Source organism: Sphingobium sp. GW456-12-10-14-TSB1 (assembly GCF_059424385.1).
On sequence record NZ_JBWKZI010000002.1, the window covers coordinates 254,221 to 267,463 of the forward strand.

Genomic DNA, 13,243 nt, shown 5'->3' on the forward strand with positions numbered 1-13,243 from the left:
GGCTGATACATGCCATCCTCAATCGCAGAGAGAATCCCTGCGATCGCGCGTTCGACCTTGTCTAAATTGCGGCGGTCCAGTTCCGCCTGAGCGCGTTGCTCCCGGTTCGCGGAATTGATTTGCTCGATGTAGCTCGCCACGGCCCGCTTCACTGCGTCCGCAGAGACGAGCCGCTCCGATATTCCATGAAGCGCACGTTTCTCCAGCATCTCACGCCGGATCGTTCGATTGTTGCTGCAGATGCCCTTTCGGAAGTGGTTGTTGCAGCCATACCGATCATTCACGATGATGGTACAGTTTCCACCACAAACGCCGCACTCGATCATGCCTGAGAACAGGAAGACCGGCCGATGCAGGCTGCGAAGCCGTTTTCCTTTCGATGCTCGAATTCCATCCGCAACTGCCTTGTAGCGTTCGCCAATTTCTTCCGCGCGTTGACGCGCCGCCTGCCACAACTCGTCAGTCAGGATGCGCATTTCCGGCACGTCCTTCCTAATCCATTCGGATTCAGGGTTGGGCCTAGAGACCCGCTTTCCCGTCGATGGGTTCTTGATGAATCTCTGCCGATTCCAGACCAGCACGCCGATGTAGAGTTCATTGTGGAGGATGCCGGTCTTGCGCGCCGCATGTCCTCTTATGGTCGTATCGGACCACTGTTTGCCGAATGGGCCGGGGACGTTATCGTGATTTAGGTCGCACGCGATCGCGCGCGGGCTCTTGCCATTGGAGAACTCTCGGAAGATCCGTTGGACGACGAGAGCTTCCGCCTCGTTGATTGATCTCTCCCCGCGAACCAGTTCGCCGCTCGCATCGACCCTCTTCAGCACGTTATAGCCGTAACACAGACCGCCGCCCGATTTGCCCTTCTCGACCCGCCCCCTTAGCCCTCGGTGCGTTTTCTTCGCGAGATCCTTGAGAAAAAGGGCATTCATCGTACCCTTCAGTCCTACGTGCAGCTCCGATATCTCGCCTTCTGCGATGGTGATCAGTTTCACGCCAGCGAACTGAAAGTGCTTATACAGAGTCGCGACATCAGCCTGATCTCTGGATATGCGATCGAGCGCTTCGGCAAGGATCGTGTCGAATTTGCCGAGCTGTGCGTCCTGAAGCAGCGATTGAATCCCCGGCCTCAGAATTACGGAGGCGCCGGAGATCGCGGCATCCTGATAGGTGCCGATGATGCGCCATCCCTCCCGGACGGCCTGATCGCGGCAAATGGCGAACTGGTCGTCAATCGAGGTCTGACTTTGCATATCGGTCGAGTATCGGGCGTAAAGCACAGTGCGGGTCAAGATGCGTCTCCGGTCGTGGGTGCCGGCCTGGTGCGAAAGGCTGCATGCCAAGGATTTAGTGTTCGAATGTTCAACCCTATGCCCTCCTTGGCATTACGGGTGACGAGAATGAGACTGTTGGACGCTGCCGTCGCAGCAACGAGCGAAGCGATAACCGAATGAACGTCGTCATTTCCTGAGGCGCTCCATGCGTCTGCCGCCTCCGCATCGACCGACAGGAGCCTATCCTCGAAGCTGTGCTTTGCCTCGTCCAGCCAATCCTGGAAGCGGACTGCCCCTTCGGGATCAGCCTCGCGGAGATCCCGTGCCCGCCGACGCAGTTCTCCCAAGCTGAGAACACTGAGAAACAGCCTGTTTGATTCCGTTTCCTTCAGAAACCGCTCGACGTTAGGATGCATCGGCGTTCTCCGGGTTTCGAACAGCACGTCGGTACTCAGGAGGAAATTCTCATTCCCTTTCAACCCCTTCCCTCCCCTATCGTGCTGAATGTCGACGCAGGTGACGCAAGGTTCGCCTTGGGACCTCCCAACAACCAATCCTTAAAGTCCGGCCTTTGGGACGTCATGGCAGAATAGTCCGCAGCAGAGAGCAGCACCGCACGAGGTCGGCCATGGCGCGTGATCATTTGAGGTCCACGGGCCTGTGCCGTTTCAATCACTTCGCTGAGCTGGTCTTTCGCTTCTTGAAGCTGCCAGGCGCGCATATCCAAACCCTCTGCTATTTCGGCTAGAACTATAGCTCAATCATCTCTTTCTTCCAATGGGAGATCGCTTAATTCCGGCACGGCATTTGCGCGCCCTTTCCGCGCTATCTCCTCCCGAGCAAGGTGCCGGCCAATCGCGGCTGCTATGCGAAGAATCCGCTCGTCCAGCTCGCCCGCAGGGCTCCGCGATATCTGCGGCTCGCCGTTTGAATCGGTCATTGCGGCTTCCCCTCAGCAAGGGGAGATGAACCGTTTTCCCGTCGTTGAGGGACGGGTCTCGGCGGCTTGGGTGAAAATACATTCGTCCCGAACCTTGAAACCAGCCGCCGTGCAACGTTTTTGCGATAGCGTTCTTGCCGCCACGGTGTCGGGCTGTGATAGATGCCTACAGCCTGCCAATAACTCCCGCTTGTGCGCAACCCCGACAGGAACAACCACTTGGCGGCCTGCACGTTGAAACACGGATCGTTGATCAGCCAGGCGCGGACAAGGCCGGGATCTCGGTCGACCAGAACAGATAACCTGGCTACCCAGGAGCTGTTCACCTGGAGCGGCCCGAGGTCATGTGTTCCGTTGCTGTTCGGAACCTCGGCACCGATCCATCCGGCTTCCTGATCGCGGAGACCCCAAAGCGTCTTTTCAAGCCATGATCTGCCCGCCGATGCGAATTGAATACATCTGGCGATCTCACGTTCCGCGGCGGCAGACCCGATCGGAGGAGACGCCGTTGCAGCTGAGCCAGACAGGAAGAAGACGCCTGCTACGAGCGAAGGCAATGTATAGAGCCCCGACCGCCAGCGCGGGCGCACAAGGGGGACTCTCATATGCGCTTCCCCCTGACCAGGACGTGTTCACCGCGAACGAGGGCGAGAAGCTGATCTCCCGATATGATCTGGATATGGGGATGGCGAATGAGCAGCGTTCGGGTCGATGGTCCGGTTCGTCCAGTATGAATGAACAGCCCCGGCATACTCTTTGCTGCACATAGCTGCGCGAACGCTTCGACATGTTCGGGCCGTATCGTATCTGCATAGCGCTTGGCTTGGACAAGCCAGACCCAACCGCAGATTCTTACCTTCCCATCGATACCTCCGTCGCCGGTGTAGCGCCTGTTTCGGACGACTTCGATCGCGCGACGCTCAAAGCACTCTAGGAGCAGTTCCTCGAAAGCCAGGGGATCCATGCGGCGCAAGCGGGCGAAAATAACCGTTGGAGGTTGGGAGCGATCCCGTCCCTGCAATTGCCGGCACATGATGCGTGCCTGTCGACGTCGCCATCGATGCTTGACCGTGGTCCGCGAACCACGAAGGAACCAGACAAGGAGGACAATCCCGACGGCTGCAAACCATATGGCCCAATCAGCGATCATGGCCGCCTCCATGATCCTGGGACGGAGCGTGGGCAGGTTCGGCCGCCGGCTGGGGAACGGTCGCAGCAGCATGGCCGTCCTCCCGGTCATCGCCCCGATGGGCACTTCGGTCGAAAAGAGCTACAACCCACCGGTCCATGAAGGATGCAGCCGACTGCGCGCGCCCCGCGATGCGCTCAGCTAATCCTGTCGGCGGAGTACTCTCCGCAGATTCACGTCGCGCCGCCGGCTTGTCCTTACGCTCTTCGCGTTCGACACTTTGCTCGTCGCGAAGCTTGTCCCAGCGCTCGGCGTGGCGGGCCGACCGGCCCTTTAAGCTGTCCCGCTCGATCCGCCCCAACCCTTGGAGAGAAGATGTTTTCTCGCCCGTACGCTGCTTCAGCTTTTCGACCAGCTTCTCCCGGTTCTCCGTCCAGAGGCTGGCCCCGAAACTCGCGCGGGTGATCGCGGTGTAGAAGTTTTGCCCGGTGACGAGCGGCGAGTTGACGGGCGCCAGCACATAGACCCGGTCGTAGGTCTTGGACTGCGCCGAGTAGACGGTTTCGCCATAGCCATGGTCCCAGTTCTTGTGCTGGGAGAGATCGATCTCCTGGCTCCGCCCATCCCGATCCCATCGGATCGTGGCAACCGCACCGTCGAGACGTTCTACGGTGCCTCGCTCCGCATTCTTGATATCCAGTTCCTTGTTGACCAGACGCCACTGGATGCGGTCACCGGCGGCAAGGTCGCGTTGCTCCTCCTTGAACACATTGACCTGGGAGGCCCGCCCCAGACGGGGATCCCACTGGATCGTGCGGCCATGCTCATCAACCAGATTGACCGTCTGACGCCCTCGAGCGTCTCGTCCCACGCCAATCACCTTGTACTCGGCATCTCGGGCGATCCCGAGCCCGACATTGTCGCGGGAGAACACGACTACCTGACCGCGAGAGTAGAAGCGCGCGAAATGCTTCTCCTGGTCGGTCATGCCGGATGGCGACAGGATCGATAGCCTGGCTTCCTCGGCCGCGACCACTCCCTCCGTCTTGAGGGCTTCGCGTATCTTCGTATTGATGATGAGGCGGCTTGCATTGTCGAGGACGAGGATGTTGGTCTTTTCGCGCTGTTCAGGCGTCAAACGCACCCAATCGCCCACCAGCATTCCGGCCAGATTCTCGCCGCCCTCTCCCGTCGTGACCTTGTCCAGGGCGCCAATGGAGCCATTATAATTCTGGAGGCGTGCAAGACGGACGGCCTTAGTGATGCCATCGGCCTCGTGCCGTATCGGATCTTTGAGTTCCGCCTTGGGCATGCCAAAGCGCATCATCAACCAGAAGGGCTTGCCTTGTTCGATAGCCCCCGTCTGCCGGGTGTCGCCAAGCAAGATGAGACGAGCACCCGTGGCGCGACTGATCTCGAGCAGTCGGATTGCCTGGCGATTACCAAGCTGACCGGCTTCGTCGACCACCAGAACATGGCTATCGTCAAGCCTGGCCCCTCCCGAGGCGAGCAAACTGGCAACCGTGCGTGATTCGATATTGGCCTTTTGACCCAGCTCGCTGGCGGCCGATGAGGTGGGAGCCAACGCGATCAGGGTAGCACCCTCTCCCACTGCTTCACGCAATGCGCCGATGATCGTCGACTTGCCGGAGCCGGCAACACCATGCACGGCGACAACCCGGTGGTCGGTCGTTCCTATATGGAGAAGCGCCGTTCTCTGCTCGGGCTTGAGATTGCGGGCAATTCCGGCGTCGCGGAGCGCTTCAACCGATGCCAGAGGCCTAGCATCGTTAAGGGCAAGCGCCAAATGGTCCGACAAAGCTATTTCCAGGCGGGCCGTCTTCCGGGTCGTGCGCCCGCGCGTATGGATTTCGTCGCCGGTGCGATGCCGGGTTTCCAGCAGCTTCGCTCGCGCCTGATGCTCCTCGACCACGGGGCGAATATCGGAGAGGCGTACTTCCCCTACATGTGATGCCAATGCCGACTGCAACAACCGACCGAGATTGTTGACCGCCTCTTTGCCTTCCGACTGGCGCAGGCCGAACAGCATGGCTCGCGCCGCCGTCTGCGCTTCCACCTCGATACCGTGCTCACCGATTTTCTCTGCGTCGGCGCGCGCCTCCATCACCGCCTCGGCATGTTTGCCAAGCCGTCCGTCCCACCGCTGATGCAGCTCTTCGAGTGAGATTTTCTGCTTTGGTCCCCGGGTGGCATAGAAGGATTTCTGCCGTGCCGCCTGCCCGGTCAGGCCATGCTCTGCGGCATGGGCCTCGATCTGTTCGGCGCGTTGCGACATGTCTGTGATCAGGTCCTTGGGGACGCCCCTGATCTCGAACAGACCACGACGCGGGTCGAACTCGACATCGTAGCCGCGCTCCCGGAGGAGATGTGCCAGTTCATTGCGATACACCTGACCGGCCGCCATCTGCTCGGCGAACATCGCTCGCGTTTCCAGGCTGACCTTCTTCGCTCCATCCCGCTCGTCGGTGATGTTCATGACGACTACGTGCGTATGGAGATGGGGATCGAGCTCGCGAGAGGCATGCTCGGTGAAGCGTGCCCAGATCAGCCGGCCGGTCGTCTTCTCGGTGACCTCCCCATCGACGCGGTGCCGCATCGTGGCATGTTCCTCGAGGTAGGTGAGTGCGACACCGACTGCCTGCTCATGGGCCTCGATGATCCGTTCATCGCCGGCGACCAGCGCCATGATCGATACCGATTTGGGCGCGTTGACCGCGAAGTCCCACCCCGGATGATGTTGGATGTTGCCGTCTTTCCGGCGGCGGCCGAGTTGTTGATCACCAACCTTGCCGGCGAGAAGCTCCTTGAAAATGCCGGGATCGACCTTCCCTTCAAGGCCGAGTTCAGCGGCCACCTTACCACCCCATTCGGAATGCTCGTCGGCGCCTTTGGTGTAATAGTCGCCGACAGTATAATAGCGGGCGATGTTCGCGGGTTTTCCCTTGAGGCGGATGGGATTGATCATGCCGGCCTCGCGACGTTGCGGGCACCATCATGGCGCCCATGCTGGCTAAGACGGAACCCGGCGGGCTTGCCGAACAGTTCGAGTGGCGGTGAAGTGGGCGCCCGTTCATCGGCCCCATTTGATTGCGTCGATGGCGTGGATTTTGCACTTGGGACGCCACCCGATGTTCCCATCTCGTCTGATGGCGAAGGAAGCGGGAGTTCGGCCTCTTGCGCCTTCGGCTCCGTCCGGCGTCGTTTGGGTGCCCCCGCTTTTGGCCTGGCCGGCGTAGCCGGAGTTACCGAAGGTGGGGACGCAGGGGGGACCGCGACCGCGAGCCGAACGGGCGGTGTTCCACGCTCCTCGAACGCCTCAGCGACGGAGGCGACCTTGTTATAGCGGTCCTCGAACCGGACCACAGGCAGGCTGCGTCCGAAGCGCAGATAGCCGATGAGGTTGGGCAGATTGGTGACCTCGGTGTGCATTACCAGAGGTCGCGTCACCTGCATCCGCGAGAGGTTCACACCATCGCGCATATCGTTCACGCCGTAGGACATGCCCTCGTTGGCTTCGACCTGTTCGACCTGCCCCAGATTCTCGCTGACATGCTTTGCGGTCGGCGTGTCGTTGGCGCGCAGCGCCACCCAGGTCGAGCAGTAGCCGGTGATCGCGGCGGCATCCTGGATGCCATAGGTTGCTTCCAATTGCGGGTAGCTCTGGAACCCCAGGATGCCGCAGCCGCCATACTTCCGGGCGCGAGCAAGGAAGTCGCCGAGCGACGGCAGGCGCTGGAGCGTCGGCAACTCGTCGATCACGCAATAGAGGCGGCGGTTGCGATCCGGCGTCATGCTCATGATCGCGCTGATCGCGATATCAAGCCACACCGTGATCAGGGGACGGAGCGAAGGAAGCTGGTCCGCCTTTACAGTGATGAAGAGCCAGCTGTCGTCCTTCTCATTGGCGACCCAGTCGCGGATCGAGAAACCGTCTGCGGTGTCATCGAGATAGGCGAAGCTGCGCATCACTGAGGCGAGCTCGGCCTGGATGCCGGCGCTGGTGCGTTCCCCCTCCGTCGAGATGAATGCCGCCGCGTCTGTACCGACAGCGAACGCGGCGAGGTCCTTCAGCTTGGAGCGCAATAACGTGTCGAGCAGGATCGAGACCAGGGTGCGCTCCTGCCGGGCCAGCTTCCGTAAGACGGCAACCAGCGTGCCGCGCGCAGCCTTCGCCCAGAAGGGATCGCCGGCCTTGTCGGGAATCGTGGACTCGGCGATCTGATCGTAGTGATAGTCCCGCGGGACATCGACCCAGGGCGACCAGCAATCCGCCCGCGCATCGAGCGGATTGAGCAGAACGTCGATCCCCGGCCGATAGAATTTTTCGACGAAGGTTCCAGCCGTATCGTAAACGATGGCCCGCCGTTTCCGCTTCCGGATTCCGTCGAGCATCTTGACGATGATGTTGGTCTTGCCGGTGCCGGGGGCGCCGCAGATCAGGATGTGCTCGGGCTCGAACGCATCGGGGACATTGACACCGCCAATGTCGAAGCTCCCCTTGGCATGACGCCACAGGGCGCGACGAACCTGCCGCACGGTTCCGAACCGCGCGCCGCGCAGGAACTGGTTCGAGCCGAGTCCCCGTCCGGTGCGAGTGAAGTAGAACCAGGCCCACCCCAGCATGGCGAGGGCGAACAGGCCGGAGATTGCCGCTCCATGGAGCAGATAGGTCTCGAAGGCAGCGAGCGTCTTGTGGGCGACACCGGAATCGAGGAGCGCCTTCGGGCTGGTCCAGTACTGCTTGCCTGCCGGTGTCCTGAACAGGATCGGGGTGACGTTGCCGGGAACGGCATCCCCCATGACAGCGGCCTGGCCGAGCTTCACAAGAACGAAGCGCTCGTACTCGGACGACTTTTCGAGCGCGTACCAGATGATGCCGCCGATCCAGATCACCAGCCCCGCAAGAAAGGTCTGGTAGAAGACCTGGGTGGTCATGCGGACGTTGTGGACGATGGCCTGGCCGCCGCGGGTCCAGGAGCCGAGCGTGTCGTGACGAAAGATGCTCATGGCCGGTCCTGCTCGGGATCGAGCAGCCCCCTTTCGCGGAGGAGTCGGCGCGCTTCACCCAATCCCTTCTGGAGGATGTCAGGCGAGCGCTCGCCGACCGACGTGGCGAGAATCGCGAAGGCCTGGATGGCCGTCGCATGGAGCTCGTCGAAGCGGGCATGATAGCCCGAAGGATCGGTACCTTCGAAGCGTTCGAGTATGTCGCGACAATAGGTCGCGGCGCCGAGACCCGCATTGCGCGCCTGGACAGAAAGGCGCGCATAGAGGTCATCGTCTATGCGAATTGTGATGCGTGCCAAGCGGCGGACTCCTTGTCCGGCACGCCAGCAACGTGGTGAAGCAACCCTCTTATAGCCGAATTACGACGTGATCTCAACAATTTATCGAAACTGCCGCCGGCAGCCATTAAGTGCCAAGGCAGATCAATCGCTTAAGCGCGGAAACAATGCGGCCTGGCTGCCGCCGGCAGCCGATCGGTGCCAGATCGACAGCCATTCTGTGCCGGCTAAAAATGGCGGATATCCGCGCGATTCACGCCCGCAGCACCCGTGCGTGGGGTGCATTCTCCTCGCCTGCGGCGTGCGTCCCTCTTCCGCAGCGCTCGCCCGCTGCGCCCTGTCGATCCCGATCGACGCGGGTTTCCCCGTCAGGGGAGCCGCGTTCGATCGGTTGCGCTCCGTCGTCAGGAATGCGTTGCAAGCGGATGCTCCTTGGAAGATAGTCGGGGTTGGCGGGCAGACCTCCTTTCCAAGAAGGAGTCCAAGAATGCCCAAGATGACGGAACGGGAACGGCTCGCGAAGATCGAGGCCGACCAGCGCAATCTCGCGCAGGAAGCCGAGACGGTGCGGCGTGGATTGCGCGCGCATTATGGCAGGCTCGCGTCGGAGCTTGCGGTCGAGAGACTGAGCGAGCGCGAGTTTCGCGATGTGCTCGGCCAAGCGATCAGGATCGGCGGCGGCGCGGCGCTGGCTGCACTGAAGGCGCTTCCGGCCGCGACCGATGATCCGCCCGAACGGCGCGCACCGACGAAGGCCCGCGCTGCTGGTGGGATGAAGTCCGGCGCTACGCCGCCTCCCGGTTCGGATGCCGGAGACGGAAGCCAGGGGACGGTGCATCCTTAGCGGAAAGGGGAGCGACGTTGGCGGGCGGGACGCCCGCCAAAAGGAGCGGCGCGGGGGAAACCGCTCGGGTTTCCCCCGCTCGTGCGACAAGCACGACAAGGGACCGGCGGCGGTGTCCCGCGCCGGTCCCTTCTTGGGCTGGTGGTCCGGTCAGGCCGCTATGACGCGGCGCTTGCGTTTAATCGGCACATCGGGTTCCTGATCGGTTCGCATGAAAACATGGGTCGGGACGCGGTGGCCCTTCTCCGGGTTGAACAGGTCATAGAGGCTCGATTGTATGCCGGAGCCTTCGCATAGCAGCGCCTCGACGGGCATAAGCTCGGCAATGTCGCGATTGCGCTTGAAGCCCTTGCCCTTCCCGCGTCCATAGAGGCCGAACGCGATACAGATAACGCCGCGTTGCGCCGCCCATGCGGCTGCCGCTGCGTCCACCCCGGCGCGCTGTCCGGTCGTGACAAGCACCATGTTCGGGATGCGTGTCCTGATCTGGTCGAGGCGCCCCCAGATAATGCGCCAATCGTGCCAGTCCTGCGGGCCGGATACGACGACGACAGGGCCTTGCGGGTCGTATCGGTCGCGCCGCCGTTCGGATCGCGCGCGCAGGAAGTCGAGCGCGGAAATCTGGCTTGCGGTGGTGACGTGGGACGCGCGCGATCCCTTGGCAGGCGACCACGGGCGACCGGCATAGGCGCGATACATCGCGGCGGCATAGTCGCGCATGGCTTCCATCGCGCCGCGCTGTTCGGCCACCGACTGGCATTCAAGCTGGGTGTTTTCCAGTTCCTTGTTGAACACCTCGCCCGGTTCCAGACGGCGGGCCATGTCGCGCAGGGTGTCGGCAAGCCGATCCTCGCGGCTTTCCAGTTTGTTCGCCACGAAATGGAAGCTGTTGACGAAGCCCCAAGCGAGTTCCGGTGCGAGCGGGTCAAGCCGCGTGTCGGTCAGCAGGTCGAAGATGGCGGCGACGATGCCGCCGCATTCCGCCTGCGCCGCGATCGGATCGGGCATCGTGTGTTCGGCGGGTTCCTCGCCCGCGTCGATGATGGTGAGCGGCAAGGGGTCGCTGAAGGACGCCACGAAGTCGGGCGTTGCGGTCATTTCCGCATAGAGTTCCGGCAGGTCGGCAAAGCTGCTAACGCTGCGCAAGGCCGTTGGCTTGCTCATGGGAATGGCTCCTAGTGAGGGGATGACGGTTCAGGGTCCGGGGAAGCGTTCCAGCGCTCCCCCGGCCCGCCTTTGATGCGGCTTAGAAGGGCACCTCATCGTCAAGGCCGCGCCCGTTGCCGGTATATTCGCCGCCCGGTCCTGCGGTGCTGCCGCCGGAGAAGCCGCCGCCCGAACGCCCGCCGAAGCCGCCTTGCCGCTGGCCGCCATTGGCACGATTGCCGAAGCCGCCGCTCTGCGTGTCGCGCTCGCGTTCACGCCGCCACTGGACATCAAAGCCGTTCGTCTCGTCCCCGAAAAGGGCGATGGGCAGCGGCTCGCGGAAGCTGGGATCGTCGATCATGCCGGACAGGAAGAGTTCGTCATTGGACTTCATGCGGCGTTCCCAGACCACACCGATCTGGATTTCGTCGCCCGCCTCGTTCGTCTCGTAAATCTCATAGACGGGGGCGCTGTCGCTCTGCCGATCTTCGACGCGCTTCATGATAAGGTAAGGAAAGCGCATCCTGCGAGTGGCGATCTTGCCGACAATATCACCGACGCGCTCGTCAAACTTGAAGCTACCGATCTTCATGATTTCATCCTTTCTCTGTGCTGTGACCCGTTTCTCTTTCCGGCCACATCAAGACCCTACTCCCTCCCCTCCATTACTTCCATGTCATTGATTTCTTGACAGATTTCATCGTACTTGGTGAGCCCGAGCATCGAACGGCCGCGTCAGCGGCCCAACAGGCACAAAGACGCACCGGCCGCTTGCGGCCGGTTCTGCTTGAATGGAAAGGGAGCGTGGGCCGGCTCGATCGTCATCGCACCCGGAGCCGCCCTCGCAGGTCCGAAGGCGCAGGACCGGGGCGGGGATGCAACAGGCACGAGAGCCTAGCGTAGCTTGCTGAAAATGGGCCGGCGCTGCTGCGACAAGCGGACAAACATCGCCGGCCCATTTTCAGCTAGCGGAGCTTGGCTCTGCAACTCGTTGCATCCCCGCCCCGGTCCTGCAACGCGCGGATCCTGCGAGGGCGGCGAAGGGGGTGATGCGATCGGGCTGGCTCCACGATCCTCATCGCGCGACTAGCGCGATTCCTTAGGCGAAGCCTGCATTGCGATGGTCGTGCGGCTGGACTGTTCGGTTCAGGGGGAAGCGCTCCGCTCGCGCCGCACGCCCGCGGAAGGGATCGTTGCCGCGAAGCGGACAAGACCCCGCAGGGGGCTTGGTCGGAGCGAAGCGGAGATAGAGCCCGGTGCCCGCTTGCGGGCATCCGCCATACCGGCCACGGCCTGTCGGATCTTTGCGAACAGTTACAGCGGCTCAAGGATTTCGCCGCCGCCACGCCGGATTTCGAGGCAATCGCCGCAGAGCCTGAGCGACGGCACGCCCGGCATCGCTTCGGCGGCGTTCACGAGGCGATAGTCCTTGGCCGGGTCGCCGCATGCCGAGCAGACATCAGGCGATCCCATGCGCTGGATGGAGAGGCGGGCGATGGCGCCGAGCCGGGGCTCCACACGGTCCACGATCGAGAACCATAGGTCCGAATGCGGCGCGATCCGCTGAAGATGGGGAGCGACTTCTTCGGGATGGTGACGCTGAAGCCAGGCAAGAGCGACCTCGCGGCGCGTCTGGTCGCCGATAACGAGCTGCCGATAAAGAGCTACGAGTTGCGCGGTGGTGGCCCTGCCGTTGGCGTCCAGAGCGCGCTCATAATGGGCGAGATTGACGGCGAAGCGCAGGCCGCCTGTATGGAACTCGCAAATGGTGCTGAGGCAATATTCGAGGAGGCCGGCATCACGGGGCGATCCTGCGCTCGCCTCCATATGGTCGAGATCATAGTGCCATGGGTTGACCGCGAGGTCGGCTCGCCAGAGGTCGAGATAGCCGCTCTCGCGATAGACGCGGGCGATCTCCTCGTCCCATTCCGGATGGTCTTGCACGAGCCGGTCGAGGTCGTTGAAGTTCTCCACCGATGGATCGAGCTGCCGCGCGGCGGCCAATATCCGGTTCTGGATGTCCTGCATGCCGGCGATCGGATTGGGGCGCGCGGCCCATGCCGCCAACTCAGCGGGCGACACCGTCTCCGTCATGTCCGCAAGCTCCGCGAGAAGAGGGCTGCGCCGGATCTGCTCAGGCGTGCAATAGTCGGGGTCGGCCACGAGGTGGACGCCCGCGCTGGCGAAAGCACGCGCGACAAGGCGCGAGCAGAAGAGCTGTCGCGTCCTTGGCTTGGGCCCGGTCAGGACCGATCGCACGGCTTCGCTTTTGGAGTAGCGCGTGCCGATCTCGGAGCGTGCGAAATCGATGATGGTGCCGAGCTGAACCTCTGTCAGGGACTGGCGGAGGCGCAAGACAGCGACATGATCGTCCGGTCCGTAAAGTTCGCGCTGGATGTTGTGCGCCTGCACGCCGTCATTGGTAGAGTCGATGATGGAGCCGTGCTGGACGCAGATCATCGCGTGGGAGACCTGACCTTTGCTCGCGATGCGGATGGCCTTGCTCACCTTGCCGCTGGACGCGGTGAGGATGATGTCGCCCGGCATGAGCCGTTCGACCTTGATGCGGCGGATCTCTTCGTCAGGCATGGCGCACCGTCAGCG

General features: G+C 62.3%; 11 protein-coding genes and 1 pseudogene. 1 reads left to right on the top strand and 11 read right to left on the bottom strand.

Annotation, left to right across the window (positions count from 1 at the left end; translation table 11 throughout):
- Positions 1–200: 200 nt before the first annotated feature.
- The 8 genes and pseudogenes from AC07X9_RS18360 to AC07X9_RS18395 form a co-directional block, all read right to left on the bottom strand.
- A pseudogene (locus tag AC07X9_RS18360) lies at positions 201–1,280 on the bottom strand (recombinase family protein); the annotation flags it as partial.
- Between the two features lie 8 nt (positions 1,281–1,288).
- Entirely contained in the window at positions 1,289–1,753 is a 465-nt protein-coding gene (locus AC07X9_RS18365; protein ID WP_086486245.1) for a PIN domain-containing protein, read from the bottom strand.
- Complete coding sequence (locus tag AC07X9_RS18370) at positions 1,750–1,995, bottom strand: type II toxin-antitoxin system Phd/YefM family antitoxin (RefSeq protein WP_086486436.1); 246 nt, start codon at positions 1,993–1,995, stop codon at positions 1,750–1,752. Before AC07X9_RS18370 ends, AC07X9_RS18365 begins: the two co-directional genes overlap by 4 nt.
- A gap of 820 nt (positions 1,996–2,815) precedes the next feature.
- Positions 2,816–3,364, bottom strand: coding sequence for a restriction endonuclease (locus tag AC07X9_RS18375; protein ID WP_086486435.1), 549 nt, complete (start codon positions 3,362–3,364; stop codon positions 2,816–2,818).
- Complete coding sequence (mobF, locus tag AC07X9_RS18380; protein ID WP_086486244.1) at positions 3,354–6,329, bottom strand: MobF family relaxase; 2,976 nt, start codon at positions 6,327–6,329, stop codon at positions 3,354–3,356. Before mobF ends, AC07X9_RS18375 begins: the two co-directional genes overlap by 11 nt.
- Positions 6,326–8,371, bottom strand: coding sequence for a type IV secretion system DNA-binding domain-containing protein (locus tag AC07X9_RS18385; RefSeq protein ID WP_086486243.1), 2,046 nt, complete (start codon positions 8,369–8,371; stop codon positions 6,326–6,328). Before AC07X9_RS18385 ends, mobF begins: the two co-directional genes overlap by 4 nt.
- Positions 8,368–8,670, bottom strand: a complete 303-nt coding sequence (locus AC07X9_RS18390; protein ID WP_086486242.1) for a hypothetical protein — start codon at positions 8,668–8,670, stop codon at positions 8,368–8,370. The genes AC07X9_RS18385 and AC07X9_RS18390 overlap by 4 nt, the downstream gene beginning before the upstream one ends.
- Positions 8,671–8,902: 232 nt before the next feature.
- Positions 8,903–9,070: a hypothetical protein gene (locus AC07X9_RS18395; protein WP_176342157.1), complete on the bottom strand. Its 168-nt coding sequence runs from the start codon at positions 9,068–9,070 to the stop codon at positions 8,903–8,905.
- 66 nt (positions 9,071–9,136) lie between these two features.
- Here AC07X9_RS18395 and AC07X9_RS18400 point away from each other — a divergent pair, with 66 nt between their 5' ends.
- Entirely contained in the window at positions 9,137–9,493 is a 357-nt protein-coding gene (locus AC07X9_RS18400; RefSeq protein WP_254908140.1) for a hypothetical protein, read from the top strand.
- A 150-nt stretch (positions 9,494–9,643) separates the two neighbouring features.
- Here AC07X9_RS18400 and AC07X9_RS18405 read toward each other — a convergent pair whose 3' ends face one another.
- The 3 genes from AC07X9_RS18405 to AC07X9_RS18415 all read right to left on the bottom strand — a co-directional run bounded on the left by AC07X9_RS18405 (position 9,644) and on the right by AC07X9_RS18415 (position 13,228).
- On the bottom strand, positions 9,644–10,657 hold the full coding sequence (locus AC07X9_RS18405; RefSeq protein ID WP_086486241.1) for a DUF2493 domain-containing protein: 1,014 nt from the start codon (positions 10,655–10,657) through the stop codon (positions 9,644–9,646).
- Positions 10,658–10,739: 82 nt separating this feature from the next.
- Positions 10,740–11,231 (bottom strand): DUF736 domain-containing protein, encoded by a 492-nt coding sequence (locus AC07X9_RS18410; RefSeq protein WP_086486240.1) that lies wholly within the window; start codon positions 11,229–11,231, stop codon positions 10,740–10,742.
- Positions 11,232–11,953: 722 nt separating this feature from the next.
- On the bottom strand, positions 11,954–13,228 hold the full coding sequence (locus AC07X9_RS18415) for a YiiX/YebB-like N1pC/P60 family cysteine hydrolase (protein WP_086486239.1): 1,275 nt from the start codon (positions 13,226–13,228) through the stop codon (positions 11,954–11,956).
- Positions 13,229–13,243: the final 15 nt, after the last annotated feature.